The 20,520-nt window shown below is 65.3% G+C and carries 19 protein-coding genes and 2 pseudogenes; 16 read left to right on the top strand and 5 right to left on the bottom strand.

Annotated elements, in window-relative coordinates; genetic code table 11:
* Positions 1–26: 26 nt before the first annotated feature.
* From VGH54_RS07480 to zwf, 9 genes and pseudogenes are all read left to right on the top strand, one after another.
* Positions 27–815, top strand: a complete 789-nt coding sequence (locus tag VGH54_RS07480) for a metalloregulator ArsR/SmtB family transcription factor (RefSeq protein ID WP_331511304.1) — start codon at positions 27–29, stop codon at positions 813–815.
* The gene (gene sufB / locus VGH54_RS07475) at positions 812–2,266 is read left to right on the top strand and encodes a Fe-S cluster assembly protein SufB (RefSeq protein WP_331511297.1); all 1,455 of its coding nucleotides are present in this window, start codon (positions 812–814) and stop codon (positions 2,264–2,266) included. Before VGH54_RS07480 ends, sufB begins: the two co-directional genes overlap by 4 nt.
* Positions 2,266–3,456 (top strand): Fe-S cluster assembly protein SufD, encoded by a 1,191-nt coding sequence (sufD, locus tag VGH54_RS07470; protein ID WP_331511296.1) that lies wholly within the window; start codon positions 2,266–2,268, stop codon positions 3,454–3,456. The genes sufB and sufD overlap by 1 nt, the downstream gene beginning before the upstream one ends.
* The gene (gene sufC / locus VGH54_RS07465) at positions 3,453–4,226 is read left to right on the top strand and encodes a Fe-S cluster assembly ATPase SufC (RefSeq protein WP_331511295.1); all 774 of its coding nucleotides are present in this window, start codon (positions 3,453–3,455) and stop codon (positions 4,224–4,226) included. Before sufD ends, sufC begins: the two co-directional genes overlap by 4 nt.
* Before the next feature lies 1 nt (position 4,227).
* Positions 4,228–5,490, top strand: a complete 1,263-nt coding sequence (locus tag VGH54_RS07460) for a cysteine desulfurase (protein ID WP_331511294.1) — start codon at positions 4,228–4,230, stop codon at positions 5,488–5,490.
* A gap of 6 nt (positions 5,491–5,496) precedes the next feature.
* A pseudogene (gene sufU, locus VGH54_RS07455) lies at positions 5,497–5,977 on the top strand (Fe-S cluster assembly sulfur transfer protein SufU); the annotation flags it as partial.
* Entirely contained in the window at positions 5,955–6,302 is a 348-nt protein-coding gene (locus tag VGH54_RS07450; RefSeq protein ID WP_163774947.1) for a metal-sulfur cluster assembly factor, read from the top strand. The pseudogene sufU and the gene VGH54_RS07450, both read left to right, overlap by 23 nt.
* Before the next feature lie 77 nt (positions 6,303–6,379).
* Complete coding sequence (locus VGH54_RS07445) at positions 6,380–6,592, top strand: hypothetical protein (RefSeq protein ID WP_331511293.1); 213 nt, start codon at positions 6,380–6,382, stop codon at positions 6,590–6,592.
* 193 nt (positions 6,593–6,785) lie between these two features.
* The gene (gene zwf / locus VGH54_RS07440; protein ID WP_414688664.1) at positions 6,786–8,189 is read left to right on the top strand and encodes a glucose-6-phosphate dehydrogenase; all 1,404 of its coding nucleotides are present in this window, start codon (positions 6,786–6,788) and stop codon (positions 8,187–8,189) included.
* 7 nt (positions 8,190–8,196) lie between these two features.
* Here the strand turns inward: zwf and VGH54_RS07435 are convergent, their stop codons facing one another.
* Positions 8,197–8,928, bottom strand: coding sequence for a FadR/GntR family transcriptional regulator (locus VGH54_RS07435; RefSeq protein WP_331511291.1), 732 nt, complete (start codon positions 8,926–8,928; stop codon positions 8,197–8,199).
* 29 nt (positions 8,929–8,957) lie between these two features.
* On the opposite strand from VGH54_RS07435, the gene VGH54_RS07430 reads away from it, so the two are divergent.
* Positions 8,958–10,451: a carotenoid oxygenase family protein gene (locus VGH54_RS07430; protein WP_331511290.1), complete on the top strand. Its 1,494-nt coding sequence runs from the start codon at positions 8,958–8,960 to the stop codon at positions 10,449–10,451.
* On the top strand, positions 10,448–11,596 hold the full coding sequence (locus VGH54_RS07425; protein WP_331511289.1) for an acyl-CoA dehydrogenase family protein: 1,149 nt from the start codon (positions 10,448–10,450) through the stop codon (positions 11,594–11,596). Before VGH54_RS07430 ends, VGH54_RS07425 begins: the two co-directional genes overlap by 4 nt.
* A 12-nt stretch (positions 11,597–11,608) precedes the next feature.
* Here VGH54_RS07425 and VGH54_RS07420 read toward each other — a convergent pair whose 3' ends face one another.
* Together VGH54_RS07420 and VGH54_RS07415 are read right to left on the bottom strand one after the other, a co-directional pair.
* A complete protein-coding gene (locus VGH54_RS07420) occupies positions 11,609–11,752 on the bottom strand; it encodes a hypothetical protein (protein WP_331511287.1) in 144 nt (47 codons plus the stop codon).
* Between the two features lie 124 nt (positions 11,753–11,876).
* Positions 11,877–12,638 (bottom strand): hypothetical protein, encoded by a 762-nt coding sequence (locus VGH54_RS07415; RefSeq protein ID WP_331511286.1) that lies wholly within the window; start codon positions 12,636–12,638, stop codon positions 11,877–11,879.
* Positions 12,639–12,771: 133 nt separating this feature from the next.
* Between VGH54_RS07415 and VGH54_RS07410 the strand changes: the two genes are divergently transcribed.
* The 5 genes and pseudogenes from VGH54_RS07410 (at position 12,772) to VGH54_RS07390 (ending at position 16,808) form a co-directional block, all read left to right on the top strand.
* Positions 12,772–13,584, top strand: a complete 813-nt coding sequence (locus tag VGH54_RS07410) for an MBL fold metallo-hydrolase (protein WP_331511285.1) — start codon at positions 12,772–12,774, stop codon at positions 13,582–13,584.
* A gap of 40 nt (positions 13,585–13,624) precedes the next feature.
* Positions 13,625–13,987 (top strand): thioredoxin, encoded by a 363-nt coding sequence (trxA, locus tag VGH54_RS07405; RefSeq protein WP_331511284.1) that lies wholly within the window; start codon positions 13,625–13,627, stop codon positions 13,985–13,987.
* A 17-nt stretch (positions 13,988–14,004) separates the two neighbouring features.
* A pseudogene (locus VGH54_RS07400) lies at positions 14,005–14,832 on the top strand (enoyl-CoA hydratase); the annotation flags it as partial.
* Positions 14,833–14,870: 38 nt separating this feature from the next.
* The gene (locus tag VGH54_RS07395; protein ID WP_331511283.1) at positions 14,871–16,499 is read left to right on the top strand and encodes an ABC-F family ATP-binding cassette domain-containing protein; all 1,629 of its coding nucleotides are present in this window, start codon (positions 14,871–14,873) and stop codon (positions 16,497–16,499) included.
* Positions 16,500–16,607: 108 nt separating this feature from the next.
* Positions 16,608–16,808 carry a helix-turn-helix domain-containing protein gene (locus VGH54_RS07390; protein ID WP_331511282.1) on the top strand — a complete coding sequence of 67 codons (201 nt, stop codon included), beginning with the start codon at positions 16,608–16,610 and terminating at the stop codon, positions 16,806–16,808.
* Here the strand turns inward: VGH54_RS07390 and VGH54_RS07385 are convergent.
* A complete protein-coding gene (locus tag VGH54_RS07385; RefSeq protein ID WP_331511281.1) occupies positions 16,805–17,368 on the bottom strand; it encodes a helix-turn-helix domain-containing protein in 564 nt (187 codons plus the stop codon). The two genes, VGH54_RS07390 and VGH54_RS07385, sit on opposite strands and share 4 nt — an antisense overlap.
* 62 nt (positions 17,369–17,430) lie before the next feature.
* Entirely contained in the window at positions 17,431–20,250 is a 2,820-nt protein-coding gene (locus tag VGH54_RS07380) for an aconitate hydratase (RefSeq protein WP_331511280.1), read from the bottom strand.
* Positions 20,251–20,520: the final 270 nt, after the last annotated feature.

Here is a 20,520-nt window from a genome sequence, read left to right as displayed (position 1 = left end):
AGAGGGTAGCCTTGCTGGACCCGTTGCTGGAATTGCGTCACACTGGTGTTGTGAAATTCCCGCAGTCCGTCCAAGGTGCCGAAGCAGCAGCCGCTGCTGCGACGCATGACGGTCAGACGCGCAGCGCCGTCGTGCGGTTGCTGCTGGAGTCCGGGTCTATCACCGCCGGGCAGATCGGTGAGCGCCTGGGTCTGTCGGCGGCCGGGGTGCGACGCCACCTCGACGCGTTGATCGACATGGGTGAGGCCGAGTCGGTTCCGGCCGCGCCGTGGCAGCAAGCCGGGCGCGGACGGCCGGCCAAGCGGTACCGGTTGACCTCGACCGGCCGCGCGAAGCTGGACCACAGTTACGACGATCTGGCGTCCGCCGCGATGCGTCAGCTTCGCGAGATCGGCGGCGAGGAGGCGGTCCGCAACTTTGCCCGTCAGCGCATCGACGCGATCCTGTCCGGTGTCGAGGCAGCCGACTCGGATGCCGACGAGGAAATCGAAGCCACCGCCGAGCGGATCGCCGGCGCGCTGTCCAAAGCCGGCTACGTCGCGACCACCACCCAGGTGGGCGGTCCGATCCACGGAGTGCAGATCTGTCAGCATCATTGTCCGGTGTCGCACGTCGCCGAGGAGTTCCCGGAATTGTGCGAAACCGAGCAGCAGGCCATGGCCGAGGTACTCGGGACCCACGTGCAGCGGTTGGCGACCATCGTCAACGGCGACTACGCCTGTACCACCCACGTCCCGCTCACCACCGAAGCCAAACCACTTCGGCGCACAGCCCGTGCCGAAGCCACCTCGAGCATCAAAGGAGCGTCGTTATGACCCTCACCCCAGAGGCCACCAAGACTGGTGTGCCCGCCGAGCCGTTGACCCAGGAGCAGGCGATCGCCTCGTTGGGCCGCTACGGCTACGGCTGGGCGGACTCCGACGTGGCCGGTGCCAGCGCGCAGCGGGGGCTGTCGGAGGCGGTGGTTCGCGACATCTCGGCCAAGAAGAGCGAGCCGGAATGGATGCTGGAATATCGGCTGAAGGCTCTGCGCATTTTCGAGCGCAAGCCGATGCCGAACTGGGGCTCCAACCTCGAGGGCATCCACTTCGACAACATCAAGTACTTCGTGCGCTCCAGCGAGAAGCAGGCCGCGACCTGGGACGACCTGCCCGAGGACATCAAGAACACCTACGACAAGCTCGGCATCCCGGAGGCTGAGAAGCAGCGGCTGGTCTCTGGTGTCGCCGCGCAATACGAGTCGGAGGTCGTCTACCACTCCATCCGTGAGGATCTGGAGAAGCTCGGCGTCATCTTCCTGGACACTGACACCGCGCTGCGGGAGCGCCCCGACATCTTCAAGGAGTACTTCGGCACCGTGATCCCGGCCGGGGACAACAAGTTCTCCGCGCTGAACTCTGCCGTCTGGAGTGGGGGATCGTTCATCTACGTCCCGCCGGGTGTGCACGTCGACATCCCGCTGCAGGCCTACTTCCGGATCAACACCGAGAACATGGGGCAGTTCGAGCGGACGCTGATCATCGTCGACGAGGGTGCCTACGTGCACTACGTCGAGGGCTGTACGGCGCCGATCTACAAGTCGGACTCCCTGCACTCGGCGGTGGTGGAGATCATCGTCAAGCCCGGTGGCCGTTGCCGTTACACCACCATCCAGAACTGGTCGAACAACGTCTACAACCTGGTCACCAAGCGGGCCAGGGCCGAGGCGGGCGCCACCATGGAGTGGGTCGACGGCAACATCGGCTCGAAGGTGACCATGAAGTACCCGGCGGTCTGGATGACCGGTGAGCACGCCAAGGGCGAAGTGCTCTCGGTCGCGTTCGCCGGCGAGGGCCAGCATCAGGACACCGGCGCCAAGATGCTGCACCTGGCGCCCAACACGTCGAGCAACATCGTCTCGAAGTCGGTTGCCCGCGGCGGCGGTCGCACGTCCTACCGCGGCCTGGTTCAGGTCAACAAGGGTTCGCACGGGTCACGCTCCAGCGTCAAATGCGATGCGCTGCTGGTGGATACGATCAGCCGCAGCGACACCTACCCCTACGTCGACATCCGCGAGGACGACGTCACGATGGGCCACGAGGCTACCGTCTCCAAGGTCAGTGCGGATCAGCTCTTTTACCTGATGAGCCGCGGTATGACCGAGGACGAGGCGATGGCGATGGTGGTCCGCGGCTTCGTCGAGCCGATCGCCAAGGAGCTGCCGATGGAGTACGCCCTGGAGCTCAACCGGCTGATCGAGTTGCAGATGGAAGGCGCGGTCGGCTAGTGGTGGGATTGACTGAAGCGGTGGAGGGTTCGGCCCTCGCCGCTGCCAACAAGGGCGAGCTGTTCTCCTCGTTCGACGTCAACGCGTTCGAGGTTCCCGGCGGCCGCGACGAGATCTGGCGATTCACCCCGCTACGACGTCTGCACGGCCTGCACGACGGTTCGGCGCACGCCACCGGAACCGCGAAGATCGCGGTCGGTGAGCAGCCCGGCGTGCAGGTGGAGACGGTGCGTCGCGGTGACGAGCGACTCGGGCAGGGCGGAGTACCCGCCGACAGGGTTGCCGCACAGGCCTTTTCGTCGTTCAACACCGCGACGGTCGTCACCGTCGCCCGCGACACGCAGATCGCCGAGCCGGTAGAGGTCGCGGTCGAAGGACCCGGTGCGGGCGCGGTGGCCTACGGACACCTGCAGGTGCGCGTCGAGGAGCTTGCCGAAGCGGTCGTCGTCATCGACCATCGCGGCAGCGGAATCTATGCCGACAACGTCGAATTCGTCGTCGGCGACGCGGCGCGACTCACGGTGGTCTGGATCGCCGACTGGGCCGACGACGTTGTGCATGTCAGCGCACACCACGCCCGGCTGGGCAAGGACGCCGTGCTCCGTCATGTCGCGATCACGCTCGGCGGCGAGGTGGTGCGGATGACCGGCAACGTGCGGTTCGGCGCACCCGGCGGCGACGCCGAACTGCTCGGCCTGTACTTCGCCGACGACGGTCAGCATCTGGAGTCGCGGTTGCTCATCGACCATGCGCAGCCGGACTGCAAATCCAACGTGCTGTACAAGGGTGCGCTGCAAGGGGATCCGGACTCGAAGCGCCCCGACGCGCACACCGTCTGGGTCGGCGACGTGCTGATCCGGGCCGAGGCCACCGGCACCAACACCTTCGAGGTGAACCGCAATCTGGTCCTGACCGACGGCGCACGCGCCGACTCGGTGCCCAACCTGGAGATCGAGACCGGCGAGATCGTCGGAGCCGGACACGCGAGCGCCACCGGAAGATTCGACGACGAGCAGCTGTTCTACCTACGTTCTCGCGGGATTCCCGAAGAACAGGCCCGCCGGCTGGTGGTGCGCGGATTCTTCAACGAGATCATCGCCAAGATCGCGGTCCCCGAAATACGCGAACGCCTGACTACAGCCATTGAACACGAACTGGCCATCACGGAATCGAGAATTACCGCCTCATGACAACTCTGGAAATCAAAGACCTGCACGTCAGCGTCGAGAACGCATCCGACGGCGACGAGATCGCCATCCTCAACGGGGTCGACTTGACGGTCCGCTCCGGTGAAACCCATGCGGTGATGGGCCCGAACGGGTCCGGCAAGTCGACCTTGTCCTATGCCATCGCCGGACACCCGAAGTACCGCGTCACATCAGGATCGATCACGCTCGACGGGCGCAACGTCCTGGACATGAGCGTCGATGAGCGCGCCCGCGCCGGTCTCTTCCTGGCCATGCAATACCCCGTCGAGGTACCCGGGGTGTCGATGTCGAACTTCCTGCGTTCGGCCGCGACTGCGGTCCGCGGCGAGGCGCCCAAGCTGCGGCACTGGGTCAAAGAAGTCAAGGCCGCGATGCAGGACCTGGACATCGACCAGGCGTTCGGCGAACGCAGTGTGAACGAAGGCTTTTCCGGCGGGGAGAAGAAGCGCCACGAGATCCTGCAGCTGGGGCTGCTGAAGCCCAAGATCGCGATCCTCGACGAGACGGATTCCGGTCTGGACGTCGATGCGCTGCGGGTGGTCAGCGAGGGCGTCAACCGCTACGCCGAAGCCGAGCATGGCGGCATCCTGCTGATCACGCACTACACCCGGATTCTGCGCTACATCCACCCGCAGTTCGTGCACGTCTTCGTCGGCGGGCGGATCACCGAATCGGGCGGTCCGGAGCTGGCCGACGAACTCGAAGAGAACGGCTACGTCCGCTTCACTCAAACGGCCGCCTCGGGGGCCTGACATGACGGTCTCGGCCACTCGTCCCGCGGCGCTGGATCTCGCGGCGATCCGGGCCGACTTCCCGATCCTGGCTCGCGTGATGCGAGGCGGAAACCAGTTGGCGTACTTGGATTCCGGGGCGACGTCGCAACGTCCGCTGCAGGTCCTCGACGCCGAACGCGAATTCCTGACCACCTCGTATGGCTCGGTGCACCGCGGCGCGCACCAGCTGATGGAGGAGGCCACCGACGCTTACGAGCAGGGCCGAGCCGAGATCGCCGCGTTCGTCGGTGCTGACACCGATGAGCTGGTGTTCACCAAGAACGCCACCGAATCGCTCAACCTGCTGTCGTATGTGCTGGGGGACAACCGCTTCGACCGTGCCGTCGGCCCGGGCGACGTCATTGTCATCACCGAGCTCGAGCACCACGCCAACCTCGTCCCATGGCAGGAACTGGCCCGGCGTACCGGCGCCACGCTGCGCTGGTACGGCGTGACCGACGACGGACGCATCGATCTGGATTCGCTGCAACTCGACCACGACGTCAAAGTCGTTGCCTTCAGCCATCACTCGAACGTCACCGGCGCGGTGGCCCCGGTCGCCGAGCTGGTTGAGCGGGCCAAGGCCGTCGGCGCCTTGACGGTGCTGGACGCCTGCCAGTCGGTGCCGCATCAGCCGATCGACTTCCACGCCCTCGACGTCGACTTCGCCGCATTCTCCGGGCACAAGATGCTGGGCCCCAACGGAATCGGCGTGCTCTACGGCCGCAGCGAGCTGCTCAACGCGCTGCCGCCGTTTCTCACCGGTGGCTCGATGATCGAGACGGTCACCATGGAGGCCACCACCTACGCCGCAGCGCCGCAGCGGTTCGAGGCCGGCACCCCGATGACGTCGCAGGTGGTCGGGTTGGCCGCGGCGTCGCGCTACCTCGGCGGCATCGGCATGGCCACCGTCGAAGCTCACGAGCGCGAGCTGGTGGCCGCTGCGATCGACGGACTGTCCGGCATCGACGCGGTCCGGATCATCGGTCCGACCGTGCTGGAAAACCGTGGCTCGCCGGTGTCTTTCGTCGTCGACGGCGTGCACGCACATGATGTCGGTCAGGTTCTCGACGACGATGGCGTCGCCGTGCGGGTCGGACACCACTGCGCGCTGCCGTTGCACCGCCGGTTCGACGTCGCGGCCACCGCGCGCGCATCGTTCGCGGTCTACAACACCCTCGACGAGGTCGACCGGCTGGTCGCCGGCGTGCGCCGGGCCATCGATTTCTTCGGCAGGGCGTGAGCGGTCATGCGTCTCGAGCAGATGTATCAGGAAGTGATCCTCGATCACTACAAACATCCGCAGCACCGCGGCCTGCGCGAGCCGTTCGCCGCCGAGGTCTATCACAAGAATCCGGTCTGCGGCGACGACGTCACCCTGCGGGTGGCGCTGTCCGACGACGGCGAGACTGTCGCCGATGTGTCGTACGACGGCCAGGGCTGTTCGATCAGCCAAGCCGCCACCTCGGTGCTGACCGAGCAGGTGATCGGTCAAAGCGTCGGGCAGGCGTTGAAGACGGTGACCGCGTTCACCGAGATGGTGTCGTCCCGCGGAAATATCGCCGGTGACGAGGACGTGCTCGGCGACGGCGTCGCGTTCGCCGGCGTCGCGAAATATCCGGCCCGGGTGAAATGCGCGCTGTTGGGCTGGATGGCTTTTAAGGATGCGCTGGCGCAAGCGAGTGGCGACTTGGAGGAGGTCAAAGGATGAGCGAAATTGCGGCACCGGACAACGAGCTGCTTGGCGACATCGAGGAGGCGATGCGCGATGTCGTCGACCCCGAACTCGGCATCAACGTCGTCGACCTGGGCCTGGTCTACGGTGTCAACCTCGAAGAAGCGGAGGAGGGCACCGTCGCGCTGATCGATATGACGCTGACGTCGCCGGCCTGCCCGCTGACCGACGTCATCGAGGACCAGTCGCGCAACGCGTTGATTGGGGCAGGACTGGTCGATGAGCTGCGGATCAACTGGGTGTGGAATCCACCGTGGGGCCCGGACAAGATCACCGACGACGGCCGCGACCAGCTGCGTGCGTTGGGCTTCACCGTCTGAGCCGACATTTCTAAAAGTCGCGCGAGCCGGGATATGGCCGCAGAATCTAATCACCCGGACAGAAAGGTGAATGCGCGATGAAAAGAAAACTGGTGATTGCCGCGGCCTGTTTGGCGACCGCGCTGATGACTGGCGGCATAGCCAAGGCCGACCCGGAGGCGCCTGCGCCCGATCCGAACGGGCCGAAGTGCGACATCTGGAACGGTGGCGACGACGGAAACAAGTGGGAACGGGTTCCGTGCGGCTGGGCTTATGGGGACCAGAAGGGCTGGTATCAGCTCCCTCAATGATGACGACAGCCCGGGGGCGCGGTCAGCAGCGCGCCCCCGGTGTCATCATCTGGCCCGGCCAGCTACCTAGGTATTCGCCCGCTGCAGGGTGTGAATCCGACCGTCCTTCGTTACGATCGTGAACGTGACGGACGCCGGGGTAGCTCAGGGGGCTAAACAGAAAGCAAATAGCGCGGAGCCGCATGTCGTCGTAATGTTCGGCGCGACAGGCGATTTGGCTCGCCGAAAGCTTCTGCCTGGCCTGCTTCACCTGTCGTGTTCGAAGCTTGCTCCCGAGATGCGGGTCATCGGGACGTCGCTCGACGAACTGGATAGCAAGACGTTCCGCGAAGAAGTGGCGCACAAGGCCTGCAAGGAGTTCGCCCACCACGCCGATTCCGATGAACTGTTCGAGCAATTCATCGCCAATCTGACGTTTGTTCCCCAGCAGCAAGGCCCGGAAGCCCTGGCAACTGCGGTGGCCGAGCAGGTTGAGGCACTCGGCGGCGAGGCTCGCCTGCTGCATTACCTGAGCGTCCCGCCGAAGGCGGTGATGGCCGTGATGGACACGCTGCACAAGGCGGACTTGGCGCAGAACTCCCGGGCCATCATGGAGAAGCCGTTCGGCATTGATCTGGCCAGCGCGCGGGAGCTCAACAAGGCGATCCACGAGCGGTTCGACGAAGAACAGATCTTCCGGATCGACCACTTCCTGGGCAAGGAAGCGGCACAGAACATCCTCGCGTTCCGATTCGCCAACGGGCTGTTCGAGCCGATCTGGAACCGGCAGTTCATCGATCACATCCAGATCGATGTTCCCGAGCGGCTCACTGTCGAGGGCCGCGCCCAGTTCTACGAAGCCGTGGGCGCGTTCAAGGACATGGTGGTCACCCACCTGTTCCAGATCCTGGCCTTCGTCGCGATGGAACCGCCCACGGAGCTTGCGTCGGCGGCGATCAGCGAGGAAAAGAACAAGGTCTTCCGCTCGATGCGGCCGCTTGACCCGCACAACGTGGTGCGCGGGCAGTACCGCGGCTATCGCGGCGAACACGGGGTCGCCCCGGAATCGGACACCGAGACGTTCGTCGCGCTCAAATGTGAGATCGACAATTGGCGCTGGGCGGGTGTCCCGTTCTTTCTGCGCACCGGCAAGGGCCTGGCCGAAGGGCAGCGCATCATCTCGATCGCGTTCCACGAGCCGCCGCGGAGCATGTTCCCGCCCGGATCCGGTGTGGGACAAAAGGGGCCCGATCACCTGACATTCGATCTCGCCGACGTGTCCAAGATGTCGCTGTCGTTCTACGGAAAGCGGCCCGGCCCGGGGATGAAGCTGGACAAGCTCAGCCTGCAGTTCACCATGGAGGAGACCGCCCACGCCGGCGATGTCCTGGAGGCCTACGAGCGTCTGATTCTCGACGCGATGCGCGGTGACCACACGCTGTACAACACCGCGGAAGGCATAGAGCGACTGTGGGAGGTGTCGGCCCCGCTGCTGGAGGATCCGCCACCTTCACACAGCTACGACCTCGATTCCTGGGGCCCCAACGCGGTCCATCCGCTGATCGCGCCGCGCGCGTGGCGGCTGCCCTTTGAACGTGGCTGGCGCGGGAAGAAGTAAACACGCCTCAGCGCCAGGGCAGATCGCTGTTCTCGCCGCGCCATCGTGACGGCGGAATCATCGGCGCACCACGCAGTCCCGATGCTTCGACGTGGCGCAAGGCAGCTTTAAGATGCTGTTCCATTCGCCGCTGCGCCTTCCGCGGATCATTGGCGGTGATGGCGGCAGCGATTGCGCGATGTGACTTGGCGGCCTCGTCGCGGTCATACTGACTGATGTCCTGTTCGGCGGCCGCCCAGCGCACCGCCTGTTCGATCGCAGCCAAAACGGTTGTGAGGAGCGGATTTTCGCTGGCCTGCACCAGCAGCTCGTGGAATTCGTGGTAACCAGTGCCGTCGGGTGCGATGCCGCGCTCGGCGACGACGGCGATTCGCTTACGTTGTGGCGCGGTGGCGTGCTCGGCGACGTGGGCCGCGGCGGCGGGTTCGAGCATTGTGCGGAAATCCAACAGGTCACCCCATGTCGCGCCGGTGAGGGTGAACAACTGCACCAGTGAACGGGCGACCCGCTCCGGTTCCGGGTGACGGATCCGCACGCCGCTGCGTCCCTGGCTGGTCGCGGTGAGGCCCTCGGCGTCCAGCAGTCGAAGAGCCATGCGGACCGTTTCGCGGCTGACGCCCAGTTGAGTGATCAGTTCACCCTCGGTGGGCAGGGAATCACCGGGTGCGAGCTCGCCGGAGAGAATCCGCCGCCGCAGAGTTGCGGCGACCACGTCGGGCGCGCGGGAGGGTCTTGTCATCGGCACGCAACTTAGTATACTAAGTCGCCATGGTGAATGTGCCGAATACCGCCGTGCTGACCGGAGCCTTCCGACCGATGCGGTTCGAGGCGACCGTCGAGGACTGCGTCACGACGTTCGGCGAAATTCCCAAGGAGCTCTCCGGCGGCTTCTATCGGGTCGGGCCGACCTTCAAGCGACCCACCCGGCAGGGCGCGAACGGAATTCTGGCGATGGACGGCATGGTGCAGGGCCTGACGTTCGACAACGGCCGCGCCGACTTCCGTAACCGCTGGGTCCGCACGCCCAAGTATCTGCTGGAAGACCGGCATAGGCGCGGAATGTTCTGCTGGACCGACGGCGAGTGGACCGACTGGCGCAACATCGGCTTCGGCGCCGCCGTGCCCGACGAACATACCCGCGGAATTCCGCAGGGCACCAACAACATCAACTGCTTTCCGTTCGCGGGGGAAATCCTCGCATCGGGCGAGCAAGGCAGCCCGCCCGTGGCCCTGGATCCCATCACCCTGCAGACCCGCGGCGTGGTCGGGTGGTCGCCGCAGCTGTCCCGCGGGATCTTCGACAAAGCAGGTTACGGTGATGCGGCTTTCACCGCGCACCCGAAATGGGACAGCGCCAGCGGCACGTTGTATGGCTGGGCGTACAGCAATCACAAGCCGTACGTCACCGTCCATGTCGTGCAGCCCGACGGTGCGGTCGCATCGCGAGAACTCTGGGACGCGCCGTACTCCTCGGAAGTGCACGACATGTGGCTGACCCCGAAGTGGATGGTGTTGCCGTTTCAGGGTTTCGTCTTCGACCCGGACCGCATCGAGCGCGGGCAGGCGGTGCAGGGATGGCATCCGGAGTTGCCGACCATGCTGGCGCTGATACCCCGCGACGATGTCGAGAAAGGCGAGATCCGTTGGATCACAGCGGAAATCGAACCGCAGTACGTGATGCATACGCTAGCCGCCGACGTCGACGGCGACACGCTGACCTTGGAAGCCCCGATTTTCGAACGCCCACCGTTCCCGCTGGACATCGATGGTTTCCAAGGCGAGGATGTCGCGCTGTTCTTCAACCTGGCCCGCAGCACGCTCGGACGCTGGACCGTCGACCTGGCCGGAGGAAGCGTGAAATCCGAGCTGATCGACGACCAACCCTGCGAGCTGCCCAAGGTCGACGAACGTTTCTACGGCCACGGCCAGCGTTGGGGATACCTGATCGGCGGCGACGCCAAAGGAACTGGGATGCGCATGCACAGCCTGGTCGTGCGGGATCGAACCAGCGGAGACGAACAGCGGTACCGGCTGCGCCACGATCGCCCGTCGCTGGTGATGGAGCCGACCTTTGTGCCGCGCACTCCCGACGCGCCGGAAGGGGACGGCTACCTGATGGTCCCGATCTCGCGATGGAGCGAGAACCTCGGCGAATACGCCATTTTCGACACCGGCGACATCACCGCGGGACCGGTCTGCCGCATCGAGATACCGTTCCTACTCGGCTTCACCCCGCACGGACACTGGATGGACTTCCGATGATCCTGTCCGACGTCGAAGAAGCCGAACTGCGGTCCTCGGTACATGGGATCGTGGCCGGGTTCGGCAACGAATACTTCACCCGCTGCAGCGAAACCCTCCAGCACCCCGCCGAACTGTGGGACGCCTTGGCCGCCGGCGGATTCGTCGGCGTGAACCTCCCCGAGGAATACGGCGGCGGCGGAATGGGATTGAGCGCGATGAACGTCGTCGCCGAGGAGGCCGCCGCGGCCGGCTGCCCGCAAATCATGCTGATGATCTCACCGGGCATCGTCGGCAGCCTGCTGTCGCGGCATGCCTCCCACGAGCAGAAGCAGCAGTGGCTGGCCCCGATGGCCGCGGGAACGATGAAGATCGCGTTCGCGATCACCGAACCCGACGCCGGATCCAACAGCCACCAGCTGGCCACCACCGCGCACCGCGACGGCGACAAGTACTTCATCAACGGGCAGAAGACCTACATCACCGCCGCCGATCAATCCGACGCCCTGCTCGTCGTCACCCGCACCGGCACCGACGCCCACGGGCGCGCTCAGCTTTCGCTGTTCCTGGTCGACCGTGACACGCCCGGTATCGACATGCACCGCATCCCGATGACGTTCGAGATCACCGACAAGTCGTTCACGGTGTTCTTCGACAACGTTGCCGTCCCGGCGGACCGGCTGGTCGGCGGCGAAGGCAACGGATTACGGGTCGCGTTCGACGGCATGAACCCCGAACGGGTGATCATCGCCGCGATCTGCAACGGTGTCAGCCGCTACGCCCTTGACAAGGCGGTCGCCTACGCCCGCGAGCGCACGGTGTGGCAGGTGCCAATCGGAGCTCACCAGGGACTGGCGCATCCGTTGGCAGAAGCCAAGATTGCCCTCGAGGCCGCGCGGCTGATGACCCGTCACGCCGCCGCCAGCTATGACGCCGGGACCGACGGCGGCGAACACAGCAACATGGCCAAGTTCCTGTCCGCCGACGCCGCCATCCGCTGCCTCGATCAGGCCATCGAGGTGCACGGCGGCGCCGGCTTCACCCGCGAGGTCGCACTGGCCAACATGTATGAGTTCGTCCGGCTGTTCAAAACCGTGCCGATCAGCCGCGAGATGATCCTCAATCACGTTGCGCAGCACAGCCTTGGGCTGCCCCGATCGTATTGACCCGACGGCCGGCTAGTGGCGGTCGTGCTTGCCGCCCAGTTGGGGGCAGCTGCCATTGTCGGTGGTCCCGTGCGCCGCGATGCACTCACCCTGAGCGATTTCCTGTGCGTCAGCGGTTGACTGCTTGGCGTATTTGGTGGTGTCGGTGACGGTCACGCTGGTTTGCGACGAATTGCCGCCTGCGCCAGCCGCATTCAGGTGATCGTGTTGCCCGCCACCGACTCAATCAATGCCTCCGGGTAGGCCGCGCGAAAGCGGTTGGACGAGTAGGGTCTCAGTTCTAATGGTGGTGATGGGGCAGCCACCACGGGAGGTGCAAGTGGTGGCGCGGGCCACCCATCGGCGGACACGGTTCGAGGTCGATCGTCGCGGCGCGCAGCACATTGCCGTCCTTGGTTCCCTGCGCGGCCATGCACTTACCATTCTGGACCGCTTGGGCATTAGTAACGGCGTGTTTGGTGTAGGTGGTCGTGTTGGTGACGGTAACGGTGCTATGCGTTGTTTTGCCGGTGAGATCGGTGGTGTTGACCTTGATGGCGTTGTCCGCGACGGAGTCCACCGTGCCGTAAACGGCTGCGGCGGGCCCCGGTGGCGGCGGGCACCTCTGGGCTATCGCCGGGCTGATCTCCACGGATTCCGCAGTGATCGCACCGCCGGGCGAAGCGCTCTGCGGCGCGGACCTGACGTCGACGCAACTGCCGGGTTGCACGTCGGTCAGCGCAGCGGAGCTGAGCTCGGTGACCATCGTCTGTGGGGTGAACGCCACCGTCGCTGCGCTCCGGTCCCGCTGGGTGAGCTGGATCGTGTCACCTGACACCGATCTGACCAGGCCCTCGATGTGATCTTTGCCGACCGGCGGCGGCGGTGGCGGCGGTGGCGGCGGTGGCTTGGGCGCGGACGTCGGTTGGCTTGCCACGGTGCCGTGCGGTGTGGGGTTCTGGTGGTTCGACGTGCCGCATGCGGCGATGGACAACGCGGTAGCCCCGGCCAGTAGCGGGATCAACAACCGAGCCCGCGCGGGACCCGACGAGGTGACGGTCATCGACGCTTCTCCGATCGCGAGCATTGGCCATGGCAGGGATACCCGCTGCAACAGACGCTTAACGCGCGGTGGATACCCCCCATCGGCTCGTCGTGCGGTTCGTAGTGCGGCGCCATCAAATTAGAGTAGGCCCATGTTTTGGCTGTGCAGAACCTGCGGAGTCGAGCACAGCACCGCATCGGGTGTGTGCGCGATTTGTGCCGATGAACGGCAATGGGTTCCAAGCGAGGGTCAACTGTGGGCGACGCTGGACCAACTCGTCGCCGAAGGCATGCGGTCGGTGGTCTGGAACATCGAAGACGGGCTGGTGGCGATCGGCAGTTCTCCGGCGTTGGGAATCGGGCAGTTGGGAAAACTGGTGTGCTCCGACGCCGGAAATGTGTTGTGGGATCCATCGGGCTTTGTCGACGACGACGCGGTGGCCGCGGTAGGCGACCGCGGCCGGGTCATCGCGATTGTCGCCAGCCACCCGCACATGTTCGGCGCTCAAGTCGAATGGAGCCGCCGACTGGGCGGGGTCCCGGTGTACGTCAACGCCGCCGATGCGGACTGGGTGATGCGTCCCGACCCGGTGATTCAGCTGTGGTCCGATTCGTTGACGCTGACGCCCGCGATGACGGCCGTCCGGGTGGGCGGGCATTTTCCGGGCAGTTCGGTCGCCTGCTGGACCGAGGGCGCCGGCGGCCGCGGCGTGCTGCTGACCGGGGACACCATCTTTCCCAACCCGGACCGCCGCACCGTCGGTTTCCTGCGCAGCTATCCCAACCGGCTTCCGCTGTCGGCCGCGGTGGTGCAACGCATGGCCGCCACGCTGGCCCCGCTGCACTTCGACCGGATCTACGGCCTCTACAGCAATGCCATCGACACCGACGGCCACGACGTGGTGCAGCGTTCGGCGGAGCGCCACGCCGCCTGGGTCCGCGGCGACTACGACCACCTGACCTGAAGCTGGGAACACCGCGGCAATTCACAGCGTTGAGCAGTCCGTGACTACCCAAGACCTCACTGCCGCGCAGTTCAACGAAACGATCAACGGCAATGACATCGTGCTCGTCGACTTCTGGGCGTCCTGGTGCGGCCCGTGTCGCCAGTTCGCGCCCACCTTCTCCGCGTCAGCGGACAAGCATCCCGATGTGGTGCACGCGAAGGTGGACACCGAAGCCGAGCAAGAGCTCGCCGCGGCCGCTCAGATCCGATCCATCCCGACGCTGATGGCCTTCAAGAAGGGCAAGCTCGTCTTCTCCCAGGCGGGCGCTCTGCCACCCGCCGCGCTGGAAGATCTGGTTCAGCAGATCAGGGACTTCGATGTCGACGCCGCGGTGGCCGCCCACCAGGACGACCAGTCCTGAGCTAAACCCGCACGAGGGCGGGTTACCGTTCAACGGTGAGCATGGTCCTCGTCGAACATCCGCGGCCGCGCGTCGCGTTGATCACCCTCAATCGGCCCGAGCGAATGAACTCCATGGCGTTCGACGTCATGGTGCCCCTGAAAGAGGTTCTGGAGAACATCACCTACGACAACGCGGTACGGGTCGTCGTGCTGACCGGCGCCGGCAAGGGCTTCTCGTCGGGCGCCGACCACAAATCGGCCGGCAGCGTTCCGCACGTTCAGGACCTCACCCGGCCCACCTACGCGTTGCGCTCGATGCAGATCCTCGACGACGTCATCCTCGCGCTGCGACGGCTGCACCAACCGGTGATCGCCGCGGTCAACGGCGCGGCGATCGGCGGCGGACTGTGCCTGGCGCTCGCCGCCGACATCCGGGTCGCGGCGCACGGGGCGTACTTTCGGGCCGCCGGGATCAACAACGGGCTGACCGCCAGCGAGCTGGGTTTGAGCTACCTGCTGCCGCGGGCCATCGGATCGTCGCGGGCGTTCGAGATCATGCTGACCGGTCGCGACATCGACGCCCAAGAGGCCGAGCGGATCGGCCTGGTGTCCCGCCAGGTCCCCGACAACCAACTGCTGGAGACCTGCTACGACATGGCCGAGCGGATCGCCGCGTTTTCCCGGCCGGGCGTCGAGTTGACCAAGCGCACACTATGGAGTGGACTGGACGCCGCTAGCCTGGAAGGGCACATGCAGGCCGAAGGTCTGGGACAGCTCTTCGTCCGCCTGCTCACCGGCAACTTCGAAGAAGCGGTTGCGGCGCGCGCCGAAAATCGGCCGCCGGTGTTCACCGACGACAAGTAGCCACGCAACCCCAGGACAAATCCGCAAGGAGAGTGACCGTGATCACGGCTACGGACCTTGAGGTCCGCGCAGGAGCGCGCACGTTGCTCTATGCCGACGGCGCGGCGCTGCGGATACAGCCGGGGGACCGGATCGGGCTCGTCGGTCGCAACGGTGCCGGCAAGACGACGACGCTGCGCATCCTCGCGGGCGAGGCGGAACCGTACGCGGGCACCGTGGCACGCACCGGCGAGATCGGTTATCTGCCGCAGGATCCCAAAGAGGGTGACCTCGACATCCTCGCGCGCGACCGGGTGCTCTCCGCACGCGGACTCGACACCCTGCTCACCGATCTGGAAAAGCAGCAGGCCTTGATGGCGGAGGTCGCTGACGACGCCGCCCGTGATCGTGCGATCCGCCGCTACGGCCAACTCGAGGAGCGCTTCGCCGCGCTCGGCGGCTACGGCGCCGAAAGCGAAGCGGGCCGGATCTGCGCCAGTCTCGGATTGCCCGACCGCGTGCTGACCCAACAGTTGCGCACGCTGTCCGGCGGTCAGCGCCGAAGAGTGGAGTTGGCCCGCATCCTGTTTGCCGCATCCGACACCGGCGCCGGATCGGCGACCACGTTGCTGCTCGACGAGCCGACCAACCACCTCGACGCCGATTCGGTGGGCTGGCTCAGGGATTTCCTGCGCAACCACGCCGGCGGGTTGGTGGTCATCAGCCACAACGTGGACCTGCTGGCCGATGTGGTCAACCGGGTCTGGTTCCTCGATGCGGTACGTGGCGAAGCCGACGTCTACAACATGGGCTGGCAGAAGTACCTCGACGCCCGCGCCACCGACGAGCAGCGCCGCCGCCGCGAACGCGCCAATGCCGAACGCAAGGCGACCGCTCTGCGCGCCCAAGCGGCGAAGCTTGGCGCCAAGGCCACCAAAGCAGTTGCGGCACAGAATATGCTGCGCCGCGCCGACCGGATGATGGCCGCACTCGACGAAGAGCGGGTGGCCGACAAGGTGGCCCGGATCAAATTCCCGAGCCCTTCGGCGTGCGGACGCACACCGTTGACCGCCTCCGGGCTGACGAAAACCTACGGATCGCTGGAAATTTTCACCGGGGTGGATCTGGCGATCGATCGAGGCTCTCGGGTGGTGGTGCTCGGGCTCAACGGGGCAGGCAAGACGACGCTGCTGCGGTTACTGGCCGGCGTGGAACAACCCGATGCCGGGTCGATGGAAGCCGGACATGGTTTGAAAATCGGCTATTTCGCGCAGGAGCACGACACCCTCGACGACGCCGCGACGGTGTGGGAGAACATTCGCCACGCTGCGCCGGATTCGGGCGAGCAAGAGTTGCGGGGTCTGCTCGGTGCATTCATGTTCAGCGGCAGCCAACTCGACCAGCCGGCCGGCACCTTGTCCGGTGGGGAGAAGACCCGGCTGGCGCTCGCCGGCCTAGTGGCCTCGACTGCCAATGTGCTGCTGCTCGACGAGCCGACGAACAACCTCGACCCGGCGTCGCGCGAACAGGTGCTCGATGCGTTGCGCAGCTATGCCGGTGCGGTTGTGCTGGTCACGCACGACCCGGGGGCCGCCGAAGCGCTCGACCCGCAACGCGTCGTGCTGCTGCCGGACGGCACCGAGGACCATTGGTCCGAAGAGTATCGGGACCTCATCGAGTTGGCCTGACCGCTTGGACCCCTAGGTGTAGCAGGCGATTTCGTCAAAGCGGCCCGCCAGCCGACCCGGCTTCCTACTCTGTGTGCTTTGGGGATCCTGTTCAACCGGGAGGGGCCGATGAGGAAGTCGAACAAACCGCGCGATCAAGTGCTGCGCGAATTGCGCCATGCCTACGAGGGCGGAGCCAGCATCCGAACTCTGGTCGCCTCGACCGGCAGGTCGTACGGATCGATCCACAGCATGTTGCGCGAATCCGGAACCACGATGCGCAGCCGCGGCGGACCGAACCACCGCACTCGCGTGCGCGAGCGTACCTAGCTCTGCCGCACCGAGCCCTCGACCAGATCGAGCACAGCGGTGAGCAACTGAGTGTCTTCACCGGAAGCGACCTTGGCCACCAGCCCGTCGAGAACCAGGTCCAGGTAGCACTGCAACACATCGCTGGGAATGTCGTCGCGCACCCGCCCGGCCGATTTCTGTCGACGCAACCGCTCGATCGTCGCCGCCGCCAACTCCGCTGACCGATCAGTCCATTCCTGGTGGAACTCCGGGTCGTGGCGCAGCTTGCGGGCAATCTCCAATCGTGTGGCGAGCCAGTCGAACTGCTCGGGCGCCGCCAGCATGTCGCGCATGACCTGAACCAGACCCTCGCGTGAGGCGATATCGGCCATCCGCTCGGCGTCCTCGTGCGCCAGCTCGAAAAACAGCGTGTCCTTGTCGCGGAAGTGGTGGAATATCGCACCACGCGACAAGCCGATCGCCTGCTCGAGTCGGCGCACGGTGGCTCCGTCATAGCCGAACTCGGCGAAGCAGCGGCGGGCGCCATCAAGGATTTGACGGCGCCGCGCCGCCAGATGGTCCTGGCTGACCTTGGGCACGGCCCGCTAGATCTTCATGTGGCGACCGGCCGCGCAAGGCTGCGCCGCGCCTGCGATCGCCACTAGCTCGACCTGAGCATGTTGCGTAACACGTACTGCAAGATGCCGCCGTTCCGGTAGTAATCGGCTTCACCGGGAGTGTCGATGCGCACCACGGCGTCGAATTCGACTGCCTTACCGCCCTCTTTGGCCGCCTTCACGTGCACGGTCTTCGGCGTCTTGCCGTTGTTCAGCTCCTCGATGCCGGTGATGTCGAACACCTCGGTGCCGTCCAGGCCCAAGTCCCCGGCCGACTTTCCCTCCGGGAACTGCAGCGGGATGACACCCATGCCGATCAGGTTGGACCGGTGGATGCGCTCGAAGGACTCGGCGATCACGGCGCGAACACCCAACAGGCTGGTGCCCTTTGCCGCCCAGTCGCGGGACGAGCCGGACCCGTACTCCTTGCCGCCGAGCACAACGAGCGGAATCTCTTGTGCCGCATAGTTCTGCGCCGCATCGTAGATGAACGCCTGGGGCCCGCCATCCTTAGTGAAGTCGCGGGTGTAGCCACCCGAGACGTCGTCCAGTAGCTGGTTGCGCAGCCGGATGTTGGCGAAGGTGCCACGGATCATCACCTCGTGGTTGCCGCGCCGCGAACCGAAGGAGTTGTAGTCCTTGCGCTGAACGCCGTGCTCGTCGAGGTATTGCGCCGCAGGGGTTCCCGGCTTGATGCTGCTGGCGGGGGAGATGTGGTCGGTGGTCACCGAATCACCCAGCAGCGCAAGAACTCGTGCCCCGCTGATGTCGCTGACGGGTTCCGGATCGGCGGGCATCCCGTCGAAGTACGGCGGCTTACGCACGTACGTCGAATCATCGGCCCACTCAAAGGTGTTGCCGCTCGGTGTCGGCAGATTGCGCCACCGCTCGTCACCCTTGAACACGTCGGCGTAGTTCTTGGTGAACATCTCCTGGTTGATCGCCGAGGCGATGGTGTCGGAGACGTCCTTCTGCGACGGCCAGATGTCCTCGAGGAACACGTCGTTGCCGTCCTCGTCTTTGCCGAGCGGCTGCTTCTCGAAGTCGAAGTCCATGGTCCCCGCAAGCGCGTATGCGATCACCAGCGGCGGTGATGCCAGGTAGTTCATCTTCACATCGGGATTGATGCGACCCTCGAAGTTCCTGTTGCCCGACAACACCGCGGTCACCGCGAGGTCGTTGTCGTTGATGGCCTTCGAAATCTCTTCGGGCAGTGGGCCGGAGTTGCCGATGCAAGTGGTGCACCCGTAGCCGACCAGGTAGAAGCCGAGCTTCTCCAGGTAGGGCCACAGGCCGGACTTGTTGTAGTAGTCGTTGACCACCTGCGAGCCCGGCGCCATCGTGGTCTTCACCCACGGCTTGGAGGCCAGCCCCTTTTCGACGGCATTGCGGGCCAGCAGCGCCGCGCCCAGCATCACCTCGGGGTTGGAGGTGTTGGTGCACGACGTGATCGCGGCGATCACCACCGCGCCGTGGTCGAGCACGAACTCGCCCCGTTCGTCGGATTTCACCGTCACCGGATTGGTTGGGCGGCCCTTGGAGTGCGCGGCGGCCGACTGCACGGCCGGCGCGTCGTCGGCATGGCCATTGGCCACTTGGCCAGGGTCACTGGCCGGGAATGTCTCGTCGAGTTCCTGGTCAAGCTTCGAATATCCCGGCGTGTTGGAGTCGTCGCCGACGTAGCTGGGAATCGTCTCGCGGAAGGTAGACCTGGCTTCCGACAAGATGATTCGGTCCTGCGGCCGCTTTGGCCCGGCGATCGACGGCACCACCTCGGACAGGTCGAGCTCCAGGTATTCCGAGAACTCCGGCTCGTGCTCGGGGTCGTGCCACAAGCCCTGCTCTTTGGCGTAGGTCTCGACCAGCGCCAGCTGCTCCTCCTGGCGGCCGGTGAACTTGAGGTAGTCGATGGTTTCCTGGTCAATCGGGAAAATTGCTGCGGTGGAACCGAATTCGGGGCTCATGTTGCCCAGGGTGGCGCGGTTGGCCAACGGCACCTCGGCCACGCCCTTGCCGTAGAACTCGACGAACTTGCCGACCACGCCGTGCTTGCGCAGCATCTCGGTGACGGTCAACACCACGTCGGTGGCGGTGACGCCCGGCTGAATCTCGCCGGTCAGCTTGAACCCGACGACCCGGGGGATGAGCATCGACACCGGCTGGCCCAGCATCGCGGCCTCGGCCTCGATGCCACCCACGCCCCAGCCCAGCACGCCGAGGCCGTTGACCATGGTGGTGTGCGAGTCGGTGCCCACGCAGGTATCGGGATAGGCCACCCCGTCGCGTTCCATCACGACGTGCGCCAGGTATTCGATGTTGACCTGGTGCACGATGCCGGTGCCCGGCGGCACCACCTTGAAGTCGTCGAACGCGCCCTGGCCCCAGCGCAGGAACTGGTAGCGCTCGCCGTTGCGCTGGTACTCGATCTCGACGTTGCGCTCGAATGCGTCGGCGCGGCCGAACAGGTCGGCGATCACCGAGTGGTCGATCACCAGATCGGCCGGTGCCAGCGGGTTGACCTTGTCCGGTTCGCCGCCCAGGTCGCCGATGGCCTCACGCATGGTGGCCAAGTCGACGATGCAGGGCACGCCGGTGAAGTCCTGCATCACTACGCGCGCGGGCGTGTACTGGATCTCAATGCTGGGTTCTGCCTTGGGATCCCAGTTTGCGATGGCCTCGATATGGTCTTTGGTGATGTTGCTGCCGTCCTCATTGCGCAGCAGGTTCTCGGCGAGGACTTTGAGGCTGTAGGGGAGTTTCTCGGTATTCGGGACGGCGTCGAGACGATAAATCTGGTAACTGTTATCGCCGACCGTGAGGGTGTCGCGTGCTCCGAATGAGTCAGAAGAATCTTTGCTAGTCACATCAACTCCCAGGGATTAAGTTCTCCCGCCGACGGGCCGTGTCGGCGGCGCTTCAAACGAGCACGGCCACTTTAACAGTACGCTTGTCCTGCATTGCGTCGGCACTCGCATATCTGAGTCTTGTCGCGCGGGGCGCGGGTTTAAACCCCAATATGTGGCGCGATTCGCCGACTCGCCGTTGTCCGGTGCGCCGAGACTTAACGCACGGCGGCCCCCGTCGGCGTGTCGTGTGCGTGAAGTAAGTGTCGCGGCAACGCGATGCCGGGGAAG

It is taken from the genome of Mycobacterium sp. (genome assembly GCF_036488105.1).
Lineage (GTDB): Bacteria > Actinomycetota > Actinomycetes > Mycobacteriales > Mycobacteriaceae > Mycobacterium.
The sequence above is the reverse complement of the archived record's forward strand: the minus strand, read 5'-3'. Positions and strand labels throughout refer to the sequence as shown.

What these genes read in the sequence shown, in the direction of transcription:
- VGH54_RS07445 (WP_331511293.1), top strand. Translation starts at nt 6,380, where the DNA reads ATGAAAAGAAAACTGGTGATTGCCGCGGCCTGTTTGGCGACCGCGCTG.
- VGH54_RS07390 (WP_331511282.1), top strand. Translation starts at nt 16,608, where the DNA reads ATGAGGAAGTCGAACAAACCGCGCGATCAAGTGCTGCGCGAATTGCGC.
- sufB (WP_331511297.1), top strand. Translation starts at nt 812, where the DNA reads ATGACCCTCACCCCAGAGGCCACCAAGACTGGTGTGCCCGCCGAGCCG.
- VGH54_RS07450 (WP_163774947.1), top strand. Translation starts at nt 5,955, where the DNA reads ATGAGCGAAATTGCGGCACCGGACAACGAGCTGCTTGGCGACATCGAG.
- VGH54_RS07435 (WP_331511291.1), bottom strand. Translation starts at nt 8,928, where the DNA reads ATGACAAGACCCTCCCGCGCGCCCGACGTGGTCGCCGCAACTCTGCGG.
- VGH54_RS07460 (WP_331511294.1), top strand. Translation starts at nt 4,228, where the DNA reads ATGACGGTCTCGGCCACTCGTCCCGCGGCGCTGGATCTCGCGGCGATC.
- VGH54_RS07415 (WP_331511286.1), bottom strand. Translation starts at nt 12,638, where the DNA reads ATGACCGTCACCTCGTCGGGTCCCGCGCGGGCTCGGTTGTTGATCCCG.
- zwf (WP_414688664.1), top strand. Translation starts at nt 6,786, where the DNA reads ATGTTCGGCGCGACAGGCGATTTGGCTCGCCGAAAGCTTCTGCCTGGC.
- VGH54_RS07430 (WP_331511290.1), top strand. Translation starts at nt 8,958, where the DNA reads ATGGTGAATGTGCCGAATACCGCCGTGCTGACCGGAGCCTTCCGACCG.
- VGH54_RS07425 (WP_331511289.1), top strand. Translation starts at nt 10,448, where the DNA reads ATGATCCTGTCCGACGTCGAAGAAGCCGAACTGCGGTCCTCGGTACAT.
- VGH54_RS07410 (WP_331511285.1), top strand. Translation starts at nt 12,772, where the DNA reads ATGTTTTGGCTGTGCAGAACCTGCGGAGTCGAGCACAGCACCGCATCG.
- sufC (WP_331511295.1), top strand. Translation starts at nt 3,453, where the DNA reads ATGACAACTCTGGAAATCAAAGACCTGCACGTCAGCGTCGAGAACGCA.